The sequence below is a fragment of the Collinsella sp. SGI.033 genome, assembly GCF_050315135.1.
Classification (GTDB): Bacteria; Actinomycetota; Coriobacteriia; order Coriobacteriales; family Coriobacteriaceae; genus Collinsella.
The window spans coordinates 15,730-41,212 of record NZ_JBNPOK010000019.1; the positions used below are offsets into that span (position 1 = coordinate 15,730).

General features: G+C 58.7%; 23 protein-coding genes. 14 read left to right on the top strand and 9 right to left on the bottom strand.

The features are described 5' to 3' along the window. Positions 1-33 precede the first annotated feature (33 nt). A complete protein-coding gene (locus ACQRC0_RS06695) occupies positions 34-1,017 on the bottom strand; it encodes a DNA/RNA non-specific endonuclease (RefSeq protein WP_427728804.1) in 984 nt (327 codons plus the stop codon). 203 nt (positions 1,018-1,220) lie between these two features. After that, positions 1,221-2,099, bottom strand: coding sequence for a hypothetical protein (locus ACQRC0_RS06700; protein ID WP_427728806.1), 879 nt, complete (start codon positions 2,097-2,099; stop codon positions 1,221-1,223). 167 nt (positions 2,100-2,266) lie between these two features. On the opposite strand from ACQRC0_RS06700, the gene ACQRC0_RS06705 reads away from it, so the two are divergent. Continuing rightward, positions 2,267-2,920 (top strand): HAD family hydrolase, encoded by a 654-nt coding sequence (locus ACQRC0_RS06705; RefSeq protein WP_427728808.1) that lies wholly within the window; start codon positions 2,267-2,269, stop codon positions 2,918-2,920. A 113-nt stretch (positions 2,921-3,033) separates the two neighbouring features. Here the strand turns inward: ACQRC0_RS06705 and ACQRC0_RS06710 are convergent, their stop codons facing one another. Further along, the gene (locus tag ACQRC0_RS06710) at positions 3,034-4,146 is read right to left on the bottom strand and encodes a LacI family DNA-binding transcriptional regulator (RefSeq protein ID WP_427728810.1); all 1,113 of its coding nucleotides are present in this window, start codon (positions 4,144-4,146) and stop codon (positions 3,034-3,036) included. A gap of 329 nt (positions 4,147-4,475) precedes the next feature. Between ACQRC0_RS06710 and glmS the strand changes: the two genes are divergently transcribed. Continuing rightward, entirely contained in the window at positions 4,476-6,323 is a 1,848-nt protein-coding gene (gene glmS / locus ACQRC0_RS06715; protein ID WP_427728812.1) for a glutamine--fructose-6-phosphate transaminase (isomerizing), read from the top strand. Between the two features lie 112 nt (positions 6,324-6,435). On the opposite strand, the gene ACQRC0_RS06720 is transcribed toward glmS, so the two are convergent. Continuing rightward, entirely contained in the window at positions 6,436-7,137 is a 702-nt protein-coding gene (locus tag ACQRC0_RS06720; protein WP_427719781.1) for a GntR family transcriptional regulator, read from the bottom strand. Positions 7,138-7,330: 193 nt separating this feature from the next. On the opposite strand from ACQRC0_RS06720, the gene ACQRC0_RS06725 reads away from it, so the two are divergent. From ACQRC0_RS06725 to ACQRC0_RS06750, 6 genes are all read left to right on the top strand, one after another. Then, the gene (locus ACQRC0_RS06725; protein ID WP_154517801.1) at positions 7,331-8,365 is read left to right on the top strand and encodes a YeiH family protein; all 1,035 of its coding nucleotides are present in this window, start codon (positions 7,331-7,333) and stop codon (positions 8,363-8,365) included. 266 nt (positions 8,366-8,631) lie between these two features. After that, the gene (locus tag ACQRC0_RS06730) at positions 8,632-9,849 is read left to right on the top strand and encodes a helix-turn-helix domain-containing protein (protein ID WP_427728814.1); all 1,218 of its coding nucleotides are present in this window, start codon (positions 8,632-8,634) and stop codon (positions 9,847-9,849) included. Between the two features lie 239 nt (positions 9,850-10,088). After that, positions 10,089-10,514: a hypothetical protein gene (locus ACQRC0_RS06735; protein WP_154517807.1), complete on the top strand. Its 426-nt coding sequence runs from the start codon at positions 10,089-10,091 to the stop codon at positions 10,512-10,514. Positions 10,515-10,681: 167 nt separating this feature from the next. After that, on the top strand, positions 10,682-11,272 hold the full coding sequence (locus ACQRC0_RS06740) for a hypothetical protein (protein ID WP_427728817.1): 591 nt from the start codon (positions 10,682-10,684) through the stop codon (positions 11,270-11,272). Between the two features lie 86 nt (positions 11,273-11,358). Then, the gene (locus ACQRC0_RS06745) at positions 11,359-12,162 is read left to right on the top strand and encodes a class B sortase (protein WP_427728819.1); all 804 of its coding nucleotides are present in this window, start codon (positions 11,359-11,361) and stop codon (positions 12,160-12,162) included. A 2-nt stretch (positions 12,163-12,164) separates the two neighbouring features. Further along, the gene (locus ACQRC0_RS06750; RefSeq protein WP_427728821.1) at positions 12,165-13,445 is read left to right on the top strand and encodes an LCP family protein; all 1,281 of its coding nucleotides are present in this window, start codon (positions 12,165-12,167) and stop codon (positions 13,443-13,445) included. 34 nt (positions 13,446-13,479) lie between these two features. On the opposite strand, the gene ACQRC0_RS06755 is transcribed toward ACQRC0_RS06750, so the two are convergent. Further along, positions 13,480-14,001, bottom strand: a complete 522-nt coding sequence (locus ACQRC0_RS06755) for a nitroreductase family protein (RefSeq protein ID WP_427728823.1) — start codon at positions 13,999-14,001, stop codon at positions 13,480-13,482. A 293-nt stretch (positions 14,002-14,294) separates the two neighbouring features. Here ACQRC0_RS06755 and ACQRC0_RS06760 point away from each other — a divergent pair, with 293 nt between their 5' ends. The 4 genes from ACQRC0_RS06760 to ACQRC0_RS06775 all read left to right on the top strand — a co-directional run bounded on the left by ACQRC0_RS06760 (position 14,295) and on the right by ACQRC0_RS06775 (position 18,996). Continuing rightward, on the top strand, positions 14,295-14,585 hold the full coding sequence (locus ACQRC0_RS06760) for a CDP-alcohol phosphatidyltransferase (protein ID WP_427728825.1): 291 nt from the start codon (positions 14,295-14,297) through the stop codon (positions 14,583-14,585). 181 nt (positions 14,586-14,766) lie between these two features. After that, positions 14,767-15,255, top strand: a complete 489-nt coding sequence (locus ACQRC0_RS06765) for a MarR family winged helix-turn-helix transcriptional regulator (protein WP_427728827.1) — start codon at positions 14,767-14,769, stop codon at positions 15,253-15,255. Continuing rightward, on the top strand, positions 15,255-16,979 hold the full coding sequence (locus ACQRC0_RS06770; protein WP_427728840.1) for an ABC transporter ATP-binding protein: 1,725 nt from the start codon (positions 15,255-15,257) through the stop codon (positions 16,977-16,979). Before ACQRC0_RS06765 ends, ACQRC0_RS06770 begins: the two co-directional genes overlap by 1 nt. A gap of 1 nt (position 16,980) precedes the next feature. Beyond that, the gene (locus ACQRC0_RS06775) at positions 16,981-18,996 is read left to right on the top strand and encodes an ABC transporter ATP-binding protein (RefSeq protein ID WP_427728830.1); all 2,016 of its coding nucleotides are present in this window, start codon (positions 16,981-16,983) and stop codon (positions 18,994-18,996) included. A gap of 108 nt (positions 18,997-19,104) precedes the next feature. Here ACQRC0_RS06775 and cysE read toward each other — a convergent pair whose 3' ends face one another. Further along, positions 19,105-19,809, bottom strand: coding sequence for a serine O-acetyltransferase (gene cysE / locus ACQRC0_RS06780; protein ID WP_370450655.1), 705 nt, complete (start codon positions 19,807-19,809; stop codon positions 19,105-19,107). Positions 19,810-20,032: 223 nt separating this feature from the next. Between cysE and ACQRC0_RS06785 the strand changes: the two genes are divergently transcribed. Then, entirely contained in the window at positions 20,033-20,680 is a 648-nt protein-coding gene (locus tag ACQRC0_RS06785; protein ID WP_427728832.1) for a VTT domain-containing protein, read from the top strand. A 147-nt stretch (positions 20,681-20,827) separates the two neighbouring features. Here the strand turns inward: ACQRC0_RS06785 and ACQRC0_RS06790 are convergent, their stop codons facing one another. The 3 genes from ACQRC0_RS06790 to ACQRC0_RS06800 form a co-directional block, all read right to left on the bottom strand. Next, positions 20,828-21,676: a hypothetical protein gene (locus ACQRC0_RS06790; RefSeq protein ID WP_427728834.1), complete on the bottom strand. Its 849-nt coding sequence runs from the start codon at positions 21,674-21,676 to the stop codon at positions 20,828-20,830. 110 nt (positions 21,677-21,786) lie between these two features. Then, entirely contained in the window at positions 21,787-23,430 is a 1,644-nt protein-coding gene (locus ACQRC0_RS06795) for a serine/threonine-protein kinase (protein ID WP_427728836.1), read from the bottom strand. Between the two features lie 132 nt (positions 23,431-23,562). Further along, a complete protein-coding gene (locus tag ACQRC0_RS06800; protein ID WP_138340479.1) occupies positions 23,563-24,015 on the bottom strand; it encodes a helix-turn-helix domain-containing protein in 453 nt (150 codons plus the stop codon). Between the two features lie 333 nt (positions 24,016-24,348). Here ACQRC0_RS06800 and ACQRC0_RS06805 point away from each other — a divergent pair, with 333 nt between their 5' ends. Next, positions 24,349-25,401, top strand: a complete 1,053-nt coding sequence (locus ACQRC0_RS06805) for a branched-chain amino acid aminotransferase (RefSeq protein WP_427728837.1) — start codon at positions 24,349-24,351, stop codon at positions 25,399-25,401. Positions 25,402-25,483 lie beyond the last annotated feature (82 nt).

The following is a 25,483-nucleotide window of genomic DNA, read 5'->3' on the forward strand; positions in this document are numbered from 1 at the left end:
GTCCATTTAGGTTTTGGGGCAGCTTGGCCGGCCCTAGTCTCCCGAGGCCTGATTGCGGCCGGTAGCGTAGTCGATCTGCACATGCGGCTGCAGGTTGTAGCAATATACGTGGAAGCAGAGGGCCTTGCCGTGGTCCTCGACCGATTGTGCCTCAAGACGCACGCCACGGCAGACGAGTTCCTCTTCGTTGTACATGGGCGTGACACGGTAGAGCACATGGTTGCCCGTCTCGCGGATGTAGCCGAGAATCTGCTCCTCAAATGGCAGCATGCCCGTTTCGTTGAGATAACGCGTGCCGGTGAGGAGATTCTTGCGGTTGGCGTTTTCGCCGCAGAGCGACCAGGCGATGAGGTGACAGCGGTTGTAGAGGCTCTGGCCCGGAATAAAGTCGTAGCGCTGCTGGCGCCATCCGGCGGGATGGATACGCGAGATATCGCCGCGCTCGCCTTGACCGAGCGATTCGGGGCCCACGCAAGCGAGCGCTTTGCGGGTGCGGCCCAGGCTGTCGAGCTTGGAGAACTTCTTAAAGCAACCTTCTTCTGTAGCGCGCTCGTATTCATCGAGCGTGAATGATGGTGTGCCCAACGGGTGCGTGCTGTCGGCTCGCAGGGCAACATAGGGGTTGCCCGCGTAGTCGGGAATGCTGCTGAGGTATACGCCGCGGGCGCGGTCGAGATTGGGGTTTTCGACCTCGTCGATGGGGGTGGCGGCGCTGTCCGCGGAAACGTCATCACCGGTGTCGGGTGCGGCGGAATGTGGCTTGTCGCTAGAGTTCGGGCTGTTTTGGGAGTCTGTGGAGTTTGCCGTTCCCGATTCGAGTCGGGCAACCAGGTCTGCCTCGTCGTCGGTGCGGCTGGGACTCTCGTCTTGCTTCTCGGCCAGAGCCGCCGCCTGTTCATCACTTTGCGGCGAGAGCAGTCTGGGCGCCCCGTCGAGCGATCCCGTAAACAGCGCAAACCCCAGCACCACAGCGGTGCCGATAGAAAGTGCTTGCTTGTAGGCGGACTTGCGCGACATGGTGACTCCTGGACGGACGGTTGGGAGTCTACCAGTCTAGCAGGAGCCGGCAGGGGCCGTTCTGTCGAACAAATACTTAAGATTTGGGACAAACGCTACGGATTCATTTTCCTCATATGGAGCTGCGGCGGTTGTGAATGTGGGGCTATTCGGCGTTTCCCCAGATAAAACCTGCCAAAATAAACCTGTCCCTTTTTGGCAGGTTACTGGTTCATATTGCCGTGGATGTAGGGGGTGACTTCGGGGGAGATGTGGGCGCAGCCCAGCTCGCGCAGCGCGGACTCGATGGCGGCGGGCAGCGGGGTCTTGCCCTCGGCATTGACGGTAGCACCGCCGAGGGCGGCAATCTTGGTGATATCTGCGGGAACGGCTTCGATATGCATGCAGCCGCCGACCAAGCGCGCGCGAACCTGCGACAGACCAAGATCGTGCAGGTAGTCCTCGCAGGCGCGGATTAAATCGACCTTTTCGCGCGTAAGTTTCTCGCCCGTGGGGACGCGCGTGGCAAGACAGGCTCCCGCCGGCAGGTTCCAAACGGGATAGCCCCATGCGCGCAGCAGCTCGCGCTCTTCGTCCTTGGTAAAGCCGACCTCCATAAGAGGGGAGCGTACGCCGAGTTCTTTGGCAGCGCGCATGCCGGGACGGTAGTCACCGCGATCGCTTGCATTGCTGCCATCGATGACGGTGGGAAAGCCGAGCGACTTAGCGTGGTTGACGATGGCGGTAAAGCCGGCGTGCTTGCAGTGGTAGCAACGGTTGGCGTCGTTGCAGGCTACTTGGGGGAGCTGCAGCTGATCGACCGAAAGATTGAGCACGGGGAGCTTAAAATGCGGTCCCTCATTGGTTTGCCTTTCAACGGATCGCTCAAACGAGGTCTGTTCGGGCGTGCCGATGAGCGGCGTGGTGAGGTGAACGAGAAGCGTGCTGGCAGGCATGATGCGGGCGCAGACCGCGGCCAAAAAGCTGCTGTCGACGCCACCGGAAAAGCCGATGGCGACGCGTCCGTATGCCAAAAGCAGCTGTTCGAGCGCCGCGAGTTTGTCCTGAAGCTCCTTTGCAGGTGCGATAGTGTCTGAAAGCATAAAACAATCCTTACCATTGAGTACTCGGTCGAAAACTATAATCCTATCGGACTGCTCGTCATATGACTTCTGCCTATGTAACGATAGTGCAATATGCTATATACGTTATATACAAGTTTGTAAAGTGCGCTAGAGTGGCCGTAATGCAATCCGGTGAGGGGACCGATATGATCAAGACTGTAATTTTTGACATGGACGGAACGCTGGTCGATACCGAGCGTTTGGGCATCAAGGCATGGAAGGCGGGCGCTGCCGAGCTGGGGGTCGCGATTGATGATGCGCTGATCCATCAGTTTATCGGCCGCACGCTGCCCGATGTCATGGACATCCTTGAGGCGCGTTACGGCAGCGGAGAAACCGCTGAGGCGATCTATCATCGCCACAAGGAGATTCGCGACGAGATGGTCAAGACCGACCTGGAGCTTAAGGCCGGCGCCGCTGAGTGCCTAGACGAGCTGCTGGCTGCGGGCTATCACGTGGGCCTTGCGACGTCGTCACGCCGCGTCGCGGCCGAGCGCAATCTTAAGACGGTCGGCCTCTTTGACAAGTTTGAGACGGTGACCTGCGGCGAGGACGTCGTGCACGGCAAGCCCGACCCCGAGATGTATCTGCTTGCCTGCGAGCGCGCGGGCTTTGCCCCCGAGGAATGCGCCGTGGTCGAGGATTCGCGCAACGGCTGCGTCTCTGGCATCACGGCCGGCTGCCATGTCTTTGCCGTTCCTGACATTGTTCCGCTGCCGCAGGACGTGGTGGATGGCTGTGAGGCCGTGCTCGACACGTTGTTCGACCTGGCGGCGGCAGTCGTCAAGGCCGTGCGTTAGACAATTGCGGCGTTGAAACGAGCAATTGCCCACGTTTGCGCTTAAGCAAAAGGGGCCCGGCAATGGTCGGGCCCCTTTTGCTTAAGCGGTGACTTAGCATACTTGCGGGCGTGCTATAGATACACGCCGAGGTTGATGGCCGTGGCGTCGGTCTGGCTGCTTGCCTGGGTGCTGGCGCGCTCCAGCAGGAACGGCCGCACGAGTTCTTGGCGGTTGATGTCCTCGGCGGCTGTGACCTCGGTGACGGTGCGTGCGGCGGAGCCGATACGGACGCGTTTGGTTTTTGTCGGTGCCTTGTTCTCGATTTGCTCCACGAGCAGCTGCACGCCCTTGCGGCCAATTTCGTAACCCGGCGGTGCCACTGTGGTGAGAGGGACCGACCCGCTCCATGCAAGCGGGTTGCCGTCGCAGCCGGCCACGCGAACTTGCTTGGGGACGGAGATGCCTTTGTCGATCAACGCCAAGATAACACCCGAGGCCAATACGTCGGTTAGGCCGATGACAAAATCGGGACGCTCATCGGTGGAACGCTCGGCAATTTGAGTGCCGATACTGTAGCCGTCGGCAGCGGTATTCCATTCTCCGGCGTCAATGACCTCAATTTTGATATCGGGATGAAGGGCGAGGGCCTTGTGAATGCCAAGCACGCGCAGGGTGAGCTGCATAAATGCCGCTCTGCCCACAACGGTGATATGGCGTGCGCCGCGGGCAATGGCGAGCTCGGCGATAATGCGCCCCTGTGCCTCGTTATCGGCGGCCACGTAGTAACCGGGCTCGGAACAGTGGATGTCCAGATGGACAATCGGCACGGGCATCTTGGTCATGGCGGGGTGCCAATCGGGGGATGCCATGGGCTGAACCATGACACCGGACATCTGCGTGCCCATAAAGTAGCGCAGGTAATGGTCTTCGAGAATATCGTCGTTATCGGCGTTAGCGATAAGCAGGTCGTAACCGTGCTTGCGGGCCTCGTTATGGGCGCCGCTGGCAATTTGGAGCGAGAAGCCGTGGTCGAGACGGGGGAGGACCAGGCCAAAGGACTTGGCGGTGCCTCCTGCGAGCTGACGGGCGCTTTGGTTGGGCAGGTAGCCAAGGCGATTGATGGTCTCGTTGATGAGTTTGAGGGTCTCGGGGCGCAGCTTTTCGGGATGGTTGAGCGCGTTGGATACCGTGCCCAGCGAGACCCCTGCCTCGCGCGCGACGTCGCTGATTTTTACCTTTGCCATAGCGGCCCCTTTGATGCGTTTCAAGTACAAGCCAGATTGTAGCATCGCCCGTCCCTAGGGTGTCAAAACCTGCCAATTAGGGACAGGTTTATTTTGGCAGGTTTTATCTGGGGAAACGCTATTGCCAACGCGACCACCACGAAGGGGACAGGCACCTTTGTGGCGGTTTGGACCGGCTGAACGTGTGTGCATCGGGTGGTATCTAAGTTGAGATACCACTTCTGGTATATCAGCTTGCGCTTGCGTGAGTACAATACTCGAACGTTATACGTCTCAGCGCCCCTTGTGCGTGGACGTTTTGCAGTCACGCGAGCGAAGGGATTTATCCTATGTGCGGAATTGTCGGCTACACCGGCTCTGATATTGCAAAGAACATCCTTGTCACGGGCCTTAAGCGTATGGAATATCGCGGCTATGACTCCTCGGGCGTCGCACTCGAAGTGGGCGAGGGCACGGCGGCTCACCTCGACGTCATTCGCCGCGTGGGCAAGGTCGCGGGCCTGGAGAGCGAACTTACCAATGTCGACAGCGACGCCACCTGCGGCATCGGCCACACCCGCTGGGCTACCCACGGCAAGCCCTCCGTTGTCAACGCCCATCCCCACACCAGCTGCGACGGTCGCATCGCCATCGTCCACAACGGCATCATCGAGAACTTCGCCGAGCTGCGTGAGGAGCTGGAGGGCCGCGGCCATCACTTTAAGAGCGAGACCGACACCGAGGTCTTTGCGCACTTGATCGAAGAGGCCTATGCCGAGACACACGACCTGATGGCTTCTGTGCGCGAGGCCTGCACCCACGTGGTGGGCGCCTATGGTTTGGCCGCCGTTTCTGCCGATGAGCCCGGCGTGATCGCCGTGGCCCGCAAGGACTCCCCGATTGTGGTCGGTGTCGGCGAAACCGGCTCCTACGTTGCCTCCGACGTGATCGCGCTTATCGATGCCACCCGCGATGTCGTGGTGCTCGAAGACGGTCAGTTTGCCAAGCTTACGCCCGCAGGCGTCGAGTATACCGACGAGGCTGGCAACGTGATTGAGCCCAAGCTTACCCATATCGACTGGGACCTGGATATGGCCGAAAAGGGCGGTTATCCCGACTTTATGCTTAAGGAGATCCATGAGCAGCCTCGCGTCGTGCGTGATACCCTGGTGGGCCGCATGACCCCCGCCGGTGAGCTCGATATCGACGAGCTGGGCCTTTCGCTCGAGGAGCTCAACGATATCGACCGCGTGTATGTGATTGCCTGCGGCACCAGCTACCATGCCGGACTTATCGCCAAGAACCTTATTGAGGGTTGGGCTCGTATTCCTACCGAGGTCGAGGCGGCAAGCGAGTTCCGCTATCGCAACCCCATCATCACGCCGACGACGCTTGTCGTGGCCGTGTCCCAGTCGGGCGAGACGGCCGACACCCTTGCCGCCATTCGCGATGCACGCATCAAGGGCGCCAAGGTCTTTGGCATCACCAACGTGCTGGGCAGCCCGGTGGCGCGCGAGAGCGACGGCGTTATCTACACCAAGGCCAACAAGGAGATTGCAGTTGCCTCGACCAAGAGCTTCATCGGTCAGGTCGTGAGCCTTACGCTTTTGGCCCTGCTGCTGGCGCAGGTTAAGTACCGTCTGACCACCAAGCAGGCGCGCATGCTGTTCCGCGAGCTTTCCGATACGGCCGAGCAGATCCAGTGGATCCTGGATACGCAGACCGAGGCCGTGCACGAGGCCGCGCTTGTCTGCAAGGACGCGCAGTCTGCATTGTTCGTGGGTCGCGGCATGGGCGCCGCCATTTCCTACGAGGGCGCGCTCAAGCTCAAGGAGGTCAGCTACCTGCATGCCGAGGCATATGCTGCCGGCGAGATGAAGCACGGCCCTATCGCGCTGATCGACCCGGGTTTCCCCGTTATCGCGGTTGCAACCAAAAGCGCAACATACGACAAGACGGTGTCGAACCTCATGGAGTGCAAGGCGCGCGGCGCCAAGGTCATCGTCGTTGCTACCGAGGGCGACGAGGAAATCAACAAGATCGCCGACTGCATCATTCGCGTGCCGGCCGTCCGTGACGTATTCAGCCCCATCACGGCGAGCGTTCCGCTGCAGCTGCTCGCCCGCGAGGTTGCCATCCTGCGCGGTTGCGACGTTGACCAGCCCCGCAACCTGGCCAAGAGTGTCACAGTAGAGTAATCGAGTTCCTACGTCCTAACAACTAAGGCCCGGCTTCGTTGCAGCGGAGCCGGGCCTTGTTGCATTTGCGCAGATAAAACCTGCCAAAATAAACCTGTCCCTTTTTGGCAGGTTAGCGGAGCTTGCTGGTCTCGAAGTACTCGGGATATTGGTCCAGGACCTCGGTCTGGTTGCGGAACATCATATGCAGGTGCTTGCTGACCAAAAAGCTTGCCTCGATAGGATCGCGACCGGCGATGGCGCGGCGGATTTGCTTGTGCTCGTTAACAATCTCCTGATTGTCGAGCGCCTGCGTAGCGGCGCGCAGCCAGCGGAAGCGCTCCAGGTCGGCATTGGTCGCCTCGAGCCACGACCACACGGTGCTGCGGCACGCGATGCTAAAGATCATGCGGTGCATGAGGTTGTCGCTTAAAAAGAAGCCGATGCGGTCCTCTTCGGCCATGGCTTTTTCCTGCAGCGCGATGGCTCGGTCGAGCTGCTCGATGCCTACCGAGGTGGCACGGGCGCAGCACTCCACAATCACCTGCTTTTCCAGGTGCTCGCGAATGTAGCAGGCACTCTCGGCAAGGGTGAGGTTGATGGGCGAGACATAGGTGCCGCTTTGGGGCACGGTGCGCACTAGGCCCTCTTGCGCCAGACGAACCAGTGCCTCGCGCACAGGGGTGCGCCCCATATCTAGGTCGTCACAAAGCTGCTTGACGCCCAACTTTTCGCCCGGCTTGTAGTCCAGGTAGACTATTTTGCGTCGAATGGTGTGGTAGGACTGGTCCTGTAGGCTCGTTTCCTGCTCGCCGACGTGCATCGATTCTTCCATAGTGCCTCGCAACTGTTCTATCACACTCATATGTCAGTTGTTAATTATGCCGCGAATCAGCTCTCCGCGCTGGGTAATTCGGTTGTTGCCCGAGAACTATTGCGGCATCTTAGTCTGTTTTTGCGTATGGCTGTGCTCGATGTTGCCGTATCATAAGCCGTCGCAAACGTGAAATAGAAAGAAGGAATCCCATATGCAACTGGTAAATATCGTACGCGAGCGCTGGAAGGGTGTCTTGTTCTGCCTGATCATCGCCATCCCTGCGTCGTTGCTCGGCAAACAGATTGAGGTGGTCGGTGGGCCGGTATTTGCCATCCTCTTTGGCATGGTTCTGGCGCTCGTCTTTCCCAAGAATCGTCGCGAACAGCTCGCCGCCGGCGTCACCTATACGTCTAAAAAAGTCTTGCAGTACGCGGTTATCCTGCTTGGCTTTGGCATGAACCTCTCGCAGATTCTGTCCAAAGGCGCCCAGTCGTTGCCGATTATCGTGGCTACGATCTTGACCTCGCTCATCATCGCCTTTGTGCTCTGCCGCGTTATGAACGTGCCGGGCAAGATCGCGACGCTTGTGGGTGTGGGTTCGTCGATTTGCGGCGGTTCCGCCATCGCCGCGACCGCGCCCGTCATCGATGCCGACGATCGCGAGATTGCCCAGGCTATTTCGGTCATCTTCCTGTTTAACGTTATCGCGGCGCTCGTGTTTCCAACGCTTGGAGGCATGCTTGGGCTGACCAACGAGGGCTTTGGCCTGTTTGCCGGTACCGCTATCAACGACACCTCGTCTGTAACGGCTGCGGCGAGCGCCTGGGACAGTATGCACCCTGGCGCCAATGTGCTCGAGAGCGCTACGGTAGTCAAGCTCACCAGGACGCTGGCCATTATTCCCATCACGTTGGTCCTCGCATGCTGGCAGATGCATCTGGCGCGCAAGGCCGGCGGCGACGCCAAAAGCACGTTCTCCCTTAAGCGCGCGTTTCCCATGTTTGTGCTGTTCTTTGTGCTGGCGAGTGTGGTCACCACAGTGTTTCAGCTTCCCGCGTCCGTTACGGCGCCCATCAAGGAGCTGTCGAAGTTCTTTATCGTGATGGCCATGGCGGCTATTGGCTTTAATACCGATATCGTCGAGCTGGTCAAAAAAGGCGGCAAGCCCATCGCATTGGGCTTTTGCTGCTGGATTGGCATTGCGTGCATGGGTTTGGGAATGCAGCACGTGCTGGGAATCTGGTAGAGGAGTAGCCCATTTACGTGCTGGCTGCTGGTGGCCGCATCCTCGCGGTGGAGCGATAGGAGCTCTTGCGGGTATGGCTTGTCCGCAGGTTAATAGATCCCGAAGAGCTCTTATCGCCCCGCCAGGATGGCGATGCGGGGCAACACCTATACTCGCAGGACGGAGCTTTCTGCCCTATAGTGTTTGGTGAGCAATATCGTTCAATTTTGAAACACTCGGTCGTGCGACCGTCGGCGGTTGCACGTCGCAGCGGACAGGGGCAAATCATGGATAGCGATGCCAAGCTGAAGATCTTGAGCGATGCCCTAGCTGCTGCCGGGGCCTCGGCATTGGCAATCGATGCGCGTGGGGACGTCGCGATCTCGACCATGACTGACGCGGCGCTTGAGCGGGATGTGGCGGCTTTTGTCGCTGAGCGCCTCGACCGCATAGGAGACGGCGCGCGTCTGGTTATGGGGCGTGCGGGTACGCGCCTGAGCCTGACCGTTCGCCCCACCGATAAAGAGGGCGGGGGCCTTTGGGTCATCGTGGTCCGCGAGGTGCGCGCCGCCGCGGCGCATGCGGGCATCGAGTGGCTCAACGCCGACGAAGTTGAGGCCCGCTACGAATCGAGTGCGTACGGCATCGTCGAAGACGCGGCAGCGGTCGCTGCCCCCGTACGGGAGAGCTATGCGCGCGGAGTGCCCCTTATGCTCGAGGGCGAGCTGGGCGCGGGACAGGATCAGATTGCAAAACGCCTGTACCTGGATGGACCCTATGCCGATCAGCCCTTTGTGTCCGTTGCGCTCGATGAGCTTACGGATCGCGGTTGGCGCCATCTGCTCAAAAGTTCCGAATCGCCGCTATTCCAAACGGGGCTGACACTTTGCATGGGCGGCTGGCATGCCGTTGGCCCCCAACGCCTGCGCGAGCTCGTGTCCGCAATGATCGACACGGCGCTCGCAACTCGTTGCCATGTGGTGTTGACGGCAAACGACATGCCAGGCGGCGGCGAAAGCGATCAGGCTGCTTTTGTAACCGAGCGTCTGGCCTGTGCAGTGAGTGTGGCGCCGGCGATTGCCGAGCAGGGCGGCGCGTCGGAAAAGGTTGCGCGCTATCTGGAGTATCTGGCAGATATGTTTGAGACGGCAACACCCGCCTTGTCGTCCGGGGCGGCAAAGACACTCGATGCCTATCGATGGCCCCGTAACTATCTACAGCTTCGTGAGGTTTCGGAACGACTTTATATATTAGTGAGGACGGGTACAGCCGAGCGGGCGGTGGCGGAGGAGGTGCTCGCCCAGGAGGACGTTATCAAGACCGCGACCTTTGGTGCCCCGACGCTCGATAGCGATCTGTATATCTTGCGCCCACTGGCCGATACCGAGCGTGATATCGCACGGCTGGTCGTAGGCCACCTTCACGGCAACAGGACCCGAGCTGCCGAAGTGCTAGGCATAAGCCGTACGACCCTGTGGCGCCTGCTGAAGGACGACGACCGTTAAGCGAGGCGCCCGTGACCGCGCGCGGCGCGTGTGATACAGTCCAAAGCAGTATTGTTTCGACTGTGTTACGGCGTGCGGGGAGTATGGCGGAGACTTCAAAAACAAATCGGGTTCGAAAGCCCGCGGCGCCGGTCAACCGTCGCACGACTTCACGGACGTGGGGCAAAAGCGCCTCGGGGTTCGACGGCTCGTTCAAACGCACTAAATATGGTTATCCTTCGGCAAGTGCTCGCTTGGCCATGCAGGCCGAATCATCGCTGTGGGGCCGTAAGCGTGTGGTGGGGTCAAAGCTCAAGCACGATGGAACGCTCGGCTACATTAGCCGTGGCGCTGCTCGCCGTAGTGGCCTCAATCCCGCAGGCTGGCATCGCTATGTTCCGATCGCGGTCGTTGTTGCGGTGATTGTCATCGCGCTCGCGGCGCTTGGCTACGCCGGCGGCGGGGCCAATCTGGACGCAATGTTTAAGTCGCCGGAGCTCGCGCATGCAGGCACAGAAGTTGTCGAGGGCGTTCAGACCCAGACGGGCGTCGCGCCCCAGCGCGGCATGGTCGCAGCCGCTGCCACCATTGCCGATGCTCAAAAGGATGAAGGCGAACAAAAAGCAGAGGGAGCGGCACAGGCGAGTGATGGCGGGGCGAATTCGGCTCCAAATCAAACGGCATAGACCTGACGGAACATAAAATAGTCACGGTTAGGTGCCGTTTTGAGCTATAGGCGAACAAAAATCTGCAAAATCGTTTTATGTAGAGCTCTTTAGTTACAATTTGCAGAAAAAAGCTATACTACTATAAACTTAAAAATTCGTAAGCTGCAAGTTGAGGAGTACCCAACATGAAGAAGAGATTCATGGCAGCACTGAGTGTGCTCGCTCTTGCCCTGGCTCTGCCCGTGGCTGCTTTCGCCACTAACAGTCCTGCAAATGTTAAAAGCGATCCCGTTACGTCCAATGGCGTGACTGCGAATGCGTCTGGCGTTGCCGCTGATAGCAATGCCTGGCTTAATGTTGTCGGTACCGGTACTGCCGCCAACAACGTCCCCTCTGGTTCCAATGTGGTTGCTTCTTTTGAGGTCACCCACTATAACACGAGCGGCCCGTACAACTTCACCTTTGCTCTTGGTTCTCAGTATGCAGGCGCCAAGGTGACCGTCTACATCCAGCATGATTCTGGTTCCCACGATGTGAAGGAGCTTACCGCCGACGCCAACGGCAACGTTTCCTTCACGATGGACGAGCTCTGCATCATCTCTCTGGTTGCTCAGCCCACGAGTGGCGCTTCTGCTGCCGCTAGCACGACTGTGACTGCCGACAAGGGTGCTAAGTCCCCGGCTACCGGCGTGAACACCACCGCTGTTGCCGCCGTGGCTGCTGTTGCCGCCGCTGGTGCCGCTTGCGCTTTTGTTGCTCTTCGCAAGAACAACTAGCACACATACAGTTTCAACCGTAAGATTTGAGGACCCGTACTTGTGCGGGTCCTTTTTTTAGCCGATTTACAGGGTAAGGGAACACTATGGCACAGCAGCCACGGGGCAAGTATATGGACGACTCGGACAAAAAGCGTCGCGCCACGATACTCAAGGGCGTTTTCGTGGCGTTGTTACTGATCGCAGTCGGCTGCGGCGGCTACGCACTCTATATGAACCATCTGGAGCAGCAGCGCGCGCAGGAGATGAGTGCAACGGGCAAGCCTGCCACCAAGGTCGAATCGAAGGACAGGGAGCTGGCAGACAATCCCATCGACTTTGCTTCGCTTATCAAAGAAAACGCTGACGTTTACGCCTGGCTCTATATTCCGGGCGCCGACATCAATACGCCTCTACTGCAGAGTGCGACCGACGACCTGTTCTATTTAGATCACGACAAGGACGGCAAGTACGACCCGTATGGCACCGCCTTTAGCCAGATGGCCAATGCGCGTGACTTTAGCGATCCGGTGACGGTGATCTACGGCCACGTGAACGGCGGCGTGTTCCATAACTTGCATAATTTTGAGGATACGGACTTCTTTAACGAGAATACCGAGTTCTTCATCTACACGCCCGGTCATATTCTGACGTACCAGATCGTTTCGGCCTACCAGTACGACGATCGCCACATCCTCAACTCATTTAACTTTGCCGATTCCGCAGTGCGCCAGGAGTATTTCAATACCGTCTGCAATCCCGACGCGCTCCTCAAAAACGTACGGGAAGGTATTGCGCTTGACGCGGATAGCAAGGTTGTGCAACTGAGCACCTGCATGCTCGATAGCTCGCAGGGCAACTCGCGCTATATTGTGAGCGGTGTGTTAACAAACGACCAGGAGACAAAATAGTCATGAACCCCCGTGGCAAGCACTTTATCGATGCGGTGGATCCCGACGAAAATAGCCAGGAGAACACTTCCCAGCAACAGGTTTCCGATGTGGCGGAGCCTGCCAGCGCGCAGCAGGGTGCCGATGTCGATTCGGCATCTGACACACAAAATGGGGCGTCGAGCAAAACCGTGGGCCAGGCCGAGACTTCGGCGCAGGTTGCGGATGATGCACCGCAGCCTGCTGATGAGACCGAATGGCCTTCGCTCGATGAGGCGCCACCGCAGCGCCGTCGCCGTTCCCAGGAGTCGATTAAGCGCATCAAACGTGGTCGCCGCATCCGCACACTCGTGATTGTGTTGCTCGTGATCGGAGCGATTGCTGCTGCCGGCTGGGGCTTTGTGAACCACAGCGTGAGCCAGGGCAAAAAGAAGATCGAGGAAAAGACCGAAAAGGTCATTAAGGCCAAGGGTGACACCATTACCTATAACGGCAAGAAGTATGCACTCAACAAGCATATGGCTACGGTGGCGTTTATCGGCTTCGATAATCGCGCGTCTGATGATGGCGCCAAAGAAGGCCAGTCGGATACCGTTATGGTTGTAGCCCTTAATACCGATACAGGCGAGGCCCGCGGTATCGTTATTCCGCGCGACAGCATGGTTGCCGTCGATACGTATGCGGGTGGTTCGTTTTCGGGTCAGGTGACCGAGCAGCTCTGCCTGCAGTTTGCCTACGGTACCGACGGTGATAATTCCTCGCAGCTGACGGCGGCAGCCGCTTCACGCGTACTCGACAATATCCCAGTCGACTATTACTACACGCTCAACATCGAGGGCGTGGCGCCTATCAATGATTCTATTGGCGGCGTGACGCTCGTGCCGACACAGACCGTGCCGGGCACGGCAGCGGTTGAGGGGCAGGAGACGACGCTGTTTGGAATCTCGGCCGAAAAGTATGTGCAGTGGCGCGATACCACGGAGCTGACCTCGTCGCTCGATCGTACGGCGCGTCAGGTGAGCTATGTGCAGGCGTTTGCGGCCAAGGTGCTCAACAGCGCCAAGAGTAATCCGGCTGTGCTGATCAACTTGTACCAGACGATGGGTGACTATACGTGGACCAATCTGGGCCTCGATGAGTTTAGCTATCTGGCGACCACGATGCTCGAGCACGGCCTGACCTCGTTTGATGTTGTGACGCTGCAGGGAACCATGCAGCAGGGCGACACCTTTGCCGAGTTCTACTTAGACCAAGACAACGTAAAGCAGACGGTCGTCGACACCTTCTACCACCCGGTCGACTAATTTGTTCTGCCGTTCGGTAGAACGGCGGAACAAATTACCTAACGTACACCACGTTGTCGCGGCGCGGCTTTGCCTCGGGTAGCGTGTCCTCGGCATAGCCCAGAATGCAGTTACCGACACCGCGCAGGCTGCCGTCGGCGGGCAGGCCCCAGCTGGCCAGCAGCTCCAGGCCCTCGGGCGAGTCAAAGACCTCATGCGCGCGGTGAATCCAGCACGAATCGACACCCAGTGCATAGGCGGCGTTGAGCAAGTTGCCCATGGCGAGTGAGCCGTCTTCCAGATGTGTGGGCACGCTGCGGTCAACCAGCACCACCACAACGGTCTTGGCGCCATAGAAGGGGTCGCTGTTGCTGCCCATGACCTGGGCGTTGAGCTGTGAGAGACGCTCGACGGTCGCGGGGTTGGTGACGGCGACAAACGTCACCGGCTGGCGGCCCATGCCGCTCGGTGCATATTGGCCGGCTTCGATAATACGTGCAAGCTTTTCGGCCTCGACGGGACGATCGCTGTATTTGCGGCAGCTGCGGCGGTGAATGAGCGCTTCGATAGTCTCCATGGTGTCTCCTTGCGGTGGCGTTGCAGATGCCCCGTTCATACCCGTCGGGCTCAAACGATAGACGGTCAAGTGCCCGGCAAAAGGATAGATTCCAATTGGGAAAGTAGGTTTGCATAAAAGTACCTTTAAAATGTGACAAGCCAATGGGATGGTTAAACGTTTTATCCCGTCTGCCCTGCGGTTTTTACCACTTGCCTAAATGACGAACGCATAACCTCTGATAAAGGTTTTACTAAAGAAGTACCAACGTTTATCAACGCGCCGTGGTGGCGCCGGGCCAGGAGGTAACTATCATGTTCCAGGCTGGGGATGTCGTCGAGACCGATTTCGAAGGATTTCTGAAGCTGCTGCGTTCCAAGACGCGCGCTTTTGTGAGGATTGACGATCACGAGTACTACATCACGCACACCGATGGCTATTGGCGTGTTCAGGATTGCGAGGCCCTCAACGATAAGGGCCACTTTACTGACTGCTCCGAGCTGGTCAACACGCTCTGCGAGGTCGTCGAGCTGCCTTGGATCTGCGGCAAAAGCCTGCACGATAGCTTCTCGGGCGCTACGGTCTACGAGGCCGTCGCCGCTTAACAGGCAATAAAACCCGATTTTCACGTGACCGCTGGCGCCGCCCCCGCGCCGGCGGTCTTTTTCTGCCGATAGGCCATAAAAGTGCAGGCATTTGCGGAGAACCTGTTGACGATAGTCAAAACTCGGACTAATCTAGAGACATAAAATTGGTCAAAAATCGGACAATCGAATGGTGGGATAGATGAATAGTGCGGTTACGCCGGCCGACTTCGACCGGTTGCTCAATGGACTCGACCATATCTATTCGGAGTTCTCGCGCGCCTGCGGCCTTTCGGACTGCGCTTACTGGATGCTCGTCGATACCAGCACGGCAGGCGGCAGTATTGCCGTAAGCCGTCTGACAAGCGAATGGTTCTACAGCAAGCAGACCATCAACTCGGCAATTAAAACCTTGACGGCGCGGGGCTTCGCAACGTTGGAGTTTGCCGAAGGCAGCCGTAAGAACAAGGTTGTGCGTTTGACCGAAGCGGGCATGCGGTTTGCCGAGCAATATGCGCTGCCGGCGCAAGAAGCCGAGCAACAGGCTTTCGAAGTGCTCGAGCTCTGGGAACAGCGCGAAATCATGCGCCTAATCGAAAAATTTTCCCATGCGCTCGGCGATGAGTGCGATGTCTTTAAGCAGCATATCGCTGCCGAGAATCAAGGTGAGGGTGAGTCGTGCGACTGTTAATGAGGTTTTTGAAGCCCTATCGAGGGCTTGTCGCAGTGACGCTGCTGGCGCTGCTGGTGGATAACGTCGGTACGCTGTTGGTTCCCACGATGCTGGCGAACATGGTCAACACCGGCATTACCACGGGCGATGTCGACTACATCTTATGCAACGGCCTATACATGTTTATCGCGACGAGCATGGCTAGCGGCGGCACGGTGCTGGGCTGCTATCTTTCGGCGCGTCTGGCGGCTAACGTGGCCTGCGACATCCGCAATGCCGTCTACGACAAATCACTCGAGCTGTCTGCCAGCGATTTTGAGCGCTTTGGCACCGGATCGATGATCACGCGCTCACTCAACGACATCAACGTGATTCAACAGGCTGTCCTTCAGACGATTCAGCTGGTGCTGCCCGTGCCGTTCCTGGCGGTGGCGGGCATCATCTTCGCCTGGTTTATCGATCCGGCTATGGGCGTGCTTCTGGGCGTCGTGGTTGCGATCGTGCTGGTTGCGGCGGTCTTTACGGTTGCCAATGCGGCACCGATTTTTATGCGCCTACAGGGCTTTATCGACCGCATGAACGTGGTGCTGCGCGAGAATATTGTGGGCGTGCGCGTTATTCGTGCTTTTAATAAAGAGCATCACGAGGAGCGGCGCCTGGACGAGGTGTTTAGCGACTACGCCGCCAACGCCATAAAGGTCAACCACCTGTTTGTGGGCCTTGACAGCTCCAGCTTCTTTTTGATGAACATCGCCGAGGTGGCGGTGCTGTGGGTGGGCGGTAACCGGGTGGGCGCCCATGCGATGCAGATCGCGAGTATCTCGGCGGTGCTGGAGTATGCAATTCTGATCCTGTTCTTTGTGATGATGGCCCAGATGGTGGTGCTGACGCTTCCGCGTGCTGCCGCGTGCCTGAACCGTGCGCAGCAGGTGTTGGAGATTGAGCCGAGCATTGTGGACGGCGAGCGTACGCTGGGTGACGGGACGCCTGCCTCCGAGGACGATGCGGATGCTGTTGCCGTGTTCGACCACATGTCGTTTCGCTTTGACGATGCCGACGAGGACACCCTGTGCGACCTGAGCTTTGCCTGTCGTCGCGGTCAGACGACCGCGATTGTGGGCTCGACGGGCTCGGGCAAGTCGACGGTGGCAAAGCTTCTGCTGCGCTTCCACGATGCCACCAAGGGCGCCATTCGCCTGGACGGCATCGATCTGCGCGAGCTTTCGCAAGATGAGATTCGCGGGCGCATCGCCTATGTGCCGCAGAAGGCGTGGCTGTTCTCGGGCACCGTGGCAAGCAATCTGCGCTTTGGCAACGAGGACGCGACCGAGGCGGACATGCTTCATGCGCTGCAGGTTGCCCAGAGCACCTTTGTGCTCGATCAGCCACAGGGGCTCGATACTCCGGTTGCCCAGGGCGGTACGAACTTTTCGGGCGGCCAGCGCCAGCGTCTGGCAATTGCCCGTGCGCTCATGAAGCATGCCGATCTGTATATCTTCGATGACAGTTTTTCGGCCCTGGACTTTAAAACCGATGCGGCCTTGCGCCATGCGCTGCAGGACGAGACGCGCGACGCCGCGGTGCTCATCATCGCGCAGCGCATCTCGACGATTTTGCATGCCGACCAGATTGTCGTGCTCAAGGATGGCGAGGTCGTGGGCCTGGGCGCACACGAGGAACTTATGGAAACCTGCGAGGTGTACCGCGCCATCGCGGAATCGCAGATGAAGGGAGGTGAGTAGCATGACCGAGGAGCTCAAGAAGCGCAGCGACGCTATCGATGCCGTCGTTGTGGACGCGGCCGAGGAAGCGGTCGAGCAGTCTGTCGCGTCGACCGAGCTGGATGCCGCCGCCAGGGCCGCGGCCGAGCGCGAGGCTCGTCGCCAGGCGCTGTACGAGGAAAACGAGCGTGCCGAGGACGAGCGCGCCCGTGCCGAGGCAGAGCGTATGCGCGACGTGGACGACGAAGAAGAGGACGAGACGCCCCGGGATACCTGGGCGACGGTGCGCCGCTTGTGGAGCGAGGCCGCCGGCGACCATTGGCGCTTCTATATTGTATTCGCGAGCATTGTGTTCTACGTCATCTTTAACACCGCCGCGCCGGCATATAGCGCTCATGTTATCGACGAGCTGTGGGGCCATATACAGGTGGCGTTTGCCAGCGGAACTACCTTCAGCATCACCTGGGACCAGTGCGGTAAGACCATCTTTGTCTACTTTTTGATCTGGACAGCCGCCGGATCGTTCTATGCGCTGCAGAGTTTTTTGATGTCGAGCGTCGCCGAGCGACTCAACCTGCGTCTGCGCAACCGCATCGCGCAGAAGCTCAGCCGCCTGCCGCTCGCCTACTTTGACGCGCATCGACCCGGCGAAGTGGTCAGCCGCGCGACCAACGACTTGGACAAGATGTCCGAGAGTATGCAGCGCGGATTGCTGCAGCTGCTGGTATCGATCGGTACCGTGACGGGTGCCATCATCATGATGTTTGTCTATAGCGTCAAGCTCACGTTGGTCTTTTTGGGCTTTACGGCGGTATCGTTGCTGGTGACCAAGGTGGTTTCGCGCCGAACGCATGATGTGACGGGCGAGCGTCAGGAGTGGGTGTCCAAAATCACGAGCGCGGTCGAGGAAGGCTATTCAGGCCGTTTGGTGATTCGCGCATTCAACCGCGAGCATCAGAGCTCTGCCGAGGTGCACGAGGCCTCGAGGGAGCTAGCGCGCGTGAGTACCAAGGCCGACTTTATGATCAATGCCGTCGGCCCTGCGGTTCGCTTTATCGGCCGTTTGGCGCAGATCGTGATCGCGCTGGTGGGCTGCAGCATGCTGGTCGCCGGCCACATGACCGTCGGCGTGTTCCAGGCGTTCTTCCAGTTTATCTACGGGGCGTCCGAACCCATGACGCAGCTGTCGTTCACTTTCAACTCGCTGCAGAGCGCGCTGGCGAGTGCGGAGCGCGTGTTCGACCTGCTCGATGAGCCCGAGATGGAAGCCGATCCGCTGCCGGGTGAGGCTGCCAGGCTGCCGGGTCGCATTGAGGGCCGCGTCTCCTTTGAGCACGTGCGTTTTGGTTATTCGCCCGACAAGCCGCTTATGCGTGACGTGTCGTTTACCGCCGAGCCGGGCCAGAAGATCGCCGTGGTGGGAACCACGGGCGCGGGCAAGACCACGCTCATCAACCTGCTCATGCGTTTTTACGAGATCGATGGCGGGCGCATTACGCTCGACGGCGTGGACACGAGCGGTATGGACCGCGGCGAGCTGCGCCAGCAGTTTGGCATGGTGCTGCAGGACGCCTGGCTATTCGATGGCACGATTGCCGAAAACATCGCCTACGGCTGTCCAGAGGCGACGCGCGACGAGATCGTGGCGGCTGCGCGCGCCGCGCAGGTCGACTTCTTTGTGCGCACCATGCCGCAGGGTTATGACACGCGGGTGGCCAACGATGCCGAGAGCATTAGCCAAGGGCAGCGTCAACTGTTGACCATCGCACGCGTGCTGCTCAACAACCCGGCGATTCTCATCCTGGACGAGGCGACGTCGAGCGTGGATACGCGCACCGAGCTCGCCATCGGTCGCGCTATGGACGCGCTTATGCGTGGGCGCACCAGCTTTGTGATCGCGCATCGCCTGTCGACGATCGTGGACGCCGACCTGATCTTGGTCATGGATCACGGCAACATTATCGAGCAGGGCACGCATAAGGAGTTGCTGGCTGCCGAGGGCGCCTACGCCGACCTCTATCTGAGCCAGTTCGCATAATGCGACATGGGGACGGCCCCCTTGTCGCATCGGAAATAAGGCGCGCCGGGGATAGATTCCCTGGCGCGCCTTTGCGCTGGCGTGAATGTTGTCATTGGCCGTCCGCGTCTAGCGTTCGTCCACAAGTTTGGCAACGAGGGCTTTGAGCTCGGCTACCTCTTGCTCGAGTTCTTTGACGCGGCGGGCGTTCTCGGTGATGCCCTGACGGTTGAGGGCGGACTGCTCGGCGGCATCGTCAGGCATGTACTCGCGGTGCTGCTTGGCGTCGAAGCTCTCCTCGAACACGCGGCAGCCGTTGCGCTTGATGATGCGCCCCGGCACGCCCACGACGGTGCAGTTGTCGGGCACGTCCTTGACGACAACCGAGTTGCCGCCGATTTTGACGTTGTTGCCGATGCGAATGTTGCCGAGCACCTTGGCGCCCGTGCCCACGGTGACGTTGTTGCCCAGGGTGGGGTGGCGCTTGCCGGTTTCGTTGCCGGTGCCGCCAAGCGTGACGCCCTGGTAGAGCACGCAGTTGTCGCCCACGATGGTGGTTTCGCCGATGACGACGCCCATGGCGTGGTCGATAAAGAAATGCTTGCCGATCTGTGCAGCGGGATGAATCTCGACCCCGGTGATGTGGCGGGTGATTTGCGAGAGCACACGGGCGAGCGAGCGATGACCGTGCTCCCACAGCCAGTGTTCGGGCACGTGGTTCCACTTGGCGTGCAGGCCAGGATAGGAAAGGAAGATGACCAGACCGTTTTGCGCGGCGGGGTCCTGCGTCTGGACGGTCTTGATGTCCTCGCGAATGGTATTGATAAAGCTCACCGGCCGCCCTCCCTTAGCGCCATGGCAATGCGATTCAATAAAGTATAGCGATTCGCTAGGGATTAGGAAGAATAATCTTGGCGGCTTTGCATGACAGGTGTCAGTTATGCAAACTTGCTGGTAATGGAGTCATGCTTTTGTGGGGTTGCGCACGAGGGGGCACCGCAACCGTATACTAGTCAACTTGGACGTATCCGCGCCCACAACTGAGAGGTTTTACTTCATGGGTTTCATCAATTTTATCGCCGAGCTACTCAAAGACCCGCGCACCGCGATTGCCAGCTGGATCGCCGCCGGCCCGCTTATGGCCTACGGCTGCGTGTTCCTCATTATCTTCGTTGAGACAGGCGTGGTGTTCTTCCCGTTCCTTCCCGGCGATTCACTTCTGTTTGCTTCGGGCTTCTTTGCCCATAACGGTGGCTTTAACATCGTGGCCCTGCTGGCCGTAGCATGGGCTGCTGCCATCCTGGGCGACCAGTGCAACTTTATGATCGGTCACTTCTTTGGCAAAAAGATCATCGCTTCGGGCAAGGTCAAGGCCATGACGCCCGAGCGTATCAAAAAGTCCGAGGACTTCTTGGACAAGTGGGGTCACCTGGCCATCTTCCTCGGCCGCTTCTTCCCGTTTATCCGCACCTTTGTGCCCTTCATTGCCGGCATGGGCGGCATGCACTGGCGCAACTTTGTCATCTACAACGTGCTGGGCGGCATTACCTGGTCGACGGTCTTTACACTGCTGGGCTACTTCTTTGGTGGCATCCCCTTTGTGCAGGAGCACTTTGAGTTGCTGATCATTGGCATCGTAGCCGTGTCGATCATCCCGACTGTAGTCGGCCTGGTTAAGGCTAAGCTCGGGAAGAAGAACGCCTAATCCGCGCTTGTTGCGACTCTCCAAATGGGTGTCGACAAGAATAGTGCCCAACAAGCATGGGGTGCGATTGGGCTTTATGACAAAGGCGCCGCTGCGAGCAGAAGGAGCTCGCGGCGGCGCCTTTTGTGCGCTAATAGCTATTCGGAGCTATTTGATTTTCTTAACGGTCAATGCGACAGAATCGATTGATTTCGAACTGACCAGGTTGGGATATTCCTCACCGTTGGAATTGGTGCTGTAGACCAACTTGAGCTCGGAGTTGGGCGCAACATTTTGAGAGACAACGACGTAGTTCGCAAGAGCGGAGGAGTCGGTCGGGTCTACATAGGCGCCATCTTCGGAAACAATATCGAGCTGGATATAGGTTGGACCATAGGAATCGTTGAAGGTGTCTGCAAGGGAGAGGTAACCGCAGTCTGCAAGATTCCTGCCTACATAATCTTTAATGAAATAAGTGTATTTGTCTGTGGCGGGATTGATTTTGGTTAATTTGGTGGCCTTCTTTGTTGAGCTGCCGACTTTGCCGAGCGATAGCACGATTTCATCAATGGTTTGCGTTGCAACGATGGTAGTATCCTCGCCGTCCGAGTCGCTTGAGAACGTATAGGTAAACTCGGTATTGGGGTCAAGGCTCTGCGAAACGACTTTCCAGTCTTGAAGTGCGGAGTCGTCCCAATCGTTTTCGTCCGACCCCAGGTCGATATGGGAACCATCCGGCGTGAGGAACACGATTTTGAGCGTACCGTTTCCATAGTGATCGTGTCGCATTTCATCGAGTGCCGTATAACCCACCTGGCGCGCGTTCATTCCAACATAGTTTTTGACATATTGAATATGGGGGTCATCCGACGATTTGATTTTAACCGGTGCGGATGACTCGGCTTTTTGTGCTTCGTCTTGGGTTGCGGTTGAGCCGGTTTGGGCTGGAGCCGAGCAACCGCTCATCGCTAGTGCCAATGAGCTTGCGAGACCGATGATGACAAGAGTCTTGTTCATGAAAATTCCTTCCTTCGATATCCCGACATGAGTATTGTCGTGCTGGGAAGGGTTGGATTCCTCAGTTGCCAACTGAATCGGATATGCTGTCGGCGAACGGCGCCCCGGTCCTACCATTGGGCGGCGTAGATATCGCAGCTTGCGTGCGTGGGCGGATTGTGGACGTCGACCGAAACGGGGGTCGTGGAACCGACGGAGGGGCAGTCGCAAAAATTGTTATAGCCGGCAACGATATTGCCCTGCTTATCGCGCAGGATAGCCGATAGGAACACTTGGGTCTTATCAAAGCCGCTCGGAGCACTTTGGAGTTTGAGCTTTGCCAAGAATGACTGCATGCCGTCTGCCCCAGCGGATTCGGTGCTATCGAAAATTTCGTACACCGGTGCTTCGGTGGCGGTGGCAAGTGCAACGCCGCTGGGTGTGACCGCCTCGAACTCAACGCGCGCGGGAGCGGTGCCATTTCCCGTCTGATCGCCAAAGTAGACGGTCTGGCCGGGCTCGATGGCGCTGTAGGTTTTCTCATCCGTAAAGATCAGGTTGTCGTCCGCATCGTATCCGGAGACCTTAATGGTGGGAAATGCGATAGCGGCAGGGCCGTCGGAGTTTTTAAGGCCGATGCCAAAGTGGACGTATCCGTGCCCATCAACCGACCAGCCTGATTCCGCAATCGAGAGCTCGGCGGACAGAAGGCTGGCGTCGCTTGCCGTATTTGCTTTTTTGGATGTCGAAACGCCGTCAGACTGGCCGGCTTGCGATGAGGACGTGGGCCCGTTGTTGCTTTCTCGGTCGGCGTGGAACGTCGAGATGGCAATCGCGCCGACTGCCATCAGCCCGGCAAGCATCGCGGTGACGAGTGCCAGTTTTAGCAACAAGCCGCCAAAGGTCCGCGTCCTGCTTTTGCTTGGGTTGCGCTTAGACGCATGCGTACCCGCTGCCATTTGGGCATGGTCGGCATGCCCATCTGTGCCAGAAGATGCCCTGTCGTTTCCCGGTCGAGACGAGCCGGCGAGCGCCCCTGCCATCTCTGCTGCAGACTGAAATCGCGCGCTTGGCTCAAACGAGCAGGCGCACGTGATGGCGTGGGCGAGCGTCGCGGGTGCATTATCAAGATTCTTCTTAAGAATCTGCTCGTAAGCCTCGTCATCGGGCCGGACACCCGTAAGCGCAAAGCCAAGAACGCGTCCGATGGAGTAGACATCACTTCGCGCATCGGTCTGGGCAAAGCCGTATTGTTCGGGCGAGGCGAACCCCCAAGTTCCGAGGGAGGTCGTGTCCTTGCTTGCCCCTTCGACGCGCATGCGGGCAATACCGAGGTCGATGAGGTGCGCGCCGTTCGCGGCAACCACGATATTGTTGGGGGAAATGTCGCGGTGGACGATGCCGTGTCTGTGGAGCTCCTCGGCCGCCTCGCAAAGCTCGATGCCAAGCGATGTCGTCTCTTCCGGCGTCAACGGCCCATCGGTTTCGATAACTTTGGAAAGCGACCGACCCGGCACAAAGTCGTAGACGACAACAAAGTGCTCGGGTAGTTCGTAGGTCGCCTCGACGCGGGGAAGGCGGGGCGAGCTGCATTCTGTGAGTGCCGACCATACATTGCGGCGGGCAAGCTCCTGTCGAATCTTCTTTCGCACGAAGGGACCGGCTCCGTCAATCGTGACGAGTTCGGTAATGCCGTCTTCGCCGCGTGCGAGCACCTGCTCGACGCGATAGGTGTCGTCAAGGCTCATGGCATGCATGAGCTGGTTGTCGTTCAAGCCGTCCTCCCTTCATGGTAGCTGGGCAAATGCCCCAAAAATAATATGCCAACGATTGTTCTGTTTGTTCAGTTGGCAACTGAATCGTGTATGGAGACGATAGAGCCGCGGGGCTCGCGCGGACGTGGGCGTTTATTTGAGTGGGTTGGTTCCCAGAAGCGTTTTTTCACCCAGGCGGTAGAGCTCGTCGTCGGTGCACGCTCGGCTCATGCCGCGTTCGATGCACCAGATGACGATGGCGTCGCGGCGATCCTTGCACCAAAGCTCGGCGACGCTATCGAGTCTCAGAAGGCGCTGCGTCTCTCGAAGCGTGCAGCCGATACCGAGTGCCAACATGATGGCGTGGTCGCGGCCGGGGCGGCTTTTGCCGGCAAAGATGTCGTACACAACGGTCGGGTTAAGGCCCGAGTTGCGTGCGACGTCCGAGCGCTTGATGCGGCGCTCGTCGATGAGGCAGCGCAAGTACGAGGGAAGCGTTTGGTCGACGGTTTCGCCTTCGTCCAGATAGGCGTCGATGCTCGAACTGGCCAACAGCCGCTTGAGCAGGTCTTCCGTCAAGTGTTCGCGTTTGTTCTGAGTAGCCAAGGGGGCTCCAATCATCGTCTCGACTTAGAGTATATCGATAGGGCGGTCGCGGGGCGCATGGGGCGAGTGGACGCCGCGGCTTGGAGGACGCCTATTTACCCTGGTGAATTCCGAAGCAAATGAAAATACTTTACTTAGTTAAAGAAAAACGTTTTATCCGACGCGCGCGGGGAGTACAATCTCGTCCATGCGAATCGACGTGCCATCGGCTTCGATGTTGCCCGCGTGTCCCGTCCGGCTCTACGCTCCGGGCGTGCGACGTTGCGACACGGTCGGCCTCGGTCCTTGCGTGCGGGTTCGCGAGTATGCAACTGTGTATGTAAGGAGCGACATATGACTGTCGAGAAGAAGGATATCGATTGGGGTAGCCTCGGCTTTGGCTACATGAAGACCGATTACAGCTACGAGGCTCATTGGAAGGATGGCGAGTGGGACGAGGGCGGCCTGACCACCGACCACACCATGCATGTCTCCGAGTGCGGCGGCATCTTCCATTACTGCCAGGAGGTCTTTGAGGGCCTGAAGGCCTACACCGCCGAGGATGGCAGCATCGTCTGCTTCCGTCCCGACATGAACGCTGAGCGCATGTATAACTCTGCCCAGCGCCTCGAGATGCCCCCGTTCCCCAAGGACAAGTTCGTTGAGGCCGTCAAGCAGGTCGTTTCTGCCAACGCCGCCTGGGTTCCGCCTTTCGGCTCCGGTGCGACCCTGTACGTGCGTCCGTTTATGATTGGCTCTGGTGACGTGATTGGCGTGGCTCCTGCTCCTGAGTACACGTTCCGCATTCTCGTGACTCCGGTCGGTCCGTACTTTAAGGGCGGCCTTAAGCCCGTTAAGCTGCGCGTTTCCGAGTATGACCGTGCAGCCCCGCATGGCACCGGCAACATCAAGGCCGGCCTGAACTACGCCATGTCCCTTAAGCCCACGATGGAGGCCCATCGCGAGGGCTATGCCGAGAACCTGTATCTTGACTCCGAGTCTCGCACCTATGTCGAGGAGACCGGTGGCGCCAACGTCCTGTTCGTGAAAGAGGACGGCACCCTCGTCGTTCCGCAGTCGCACACCGACTCGATCCTGCCCTCCATCACCCGGCGCTCGCTCGTTCAGGTCGCTCAGGACCTGGGCATGACCGTTGATCAGCGTCCCGTCGAGTGGGCCGAGGTCAAGGCCGGCACCTTTGTCGAGTGCGGTCTGTGCGGCACCGCTGCTGTTATCTCCCCGGTCGGCGAGATTGACAACAAGGTTTATGGTGCCGACGAGACCGTGACCTTCCCGGCTGGCTGCACCGAGATCGGCCCTGTTATGAAAAAACTTCGCGAGACCCTGACTGGTATTCAGTCTGGTGCTGTCGAGGATAAGCACAACTGGGTTTACACCGTCGCGTAAGCTGTCTTGTATGTTCGGCCCGAGGGCGACCTTCCTTTCCGGCGCGTCCTCGGGCATGAAAGAACCCCCGCTGCGCACTACG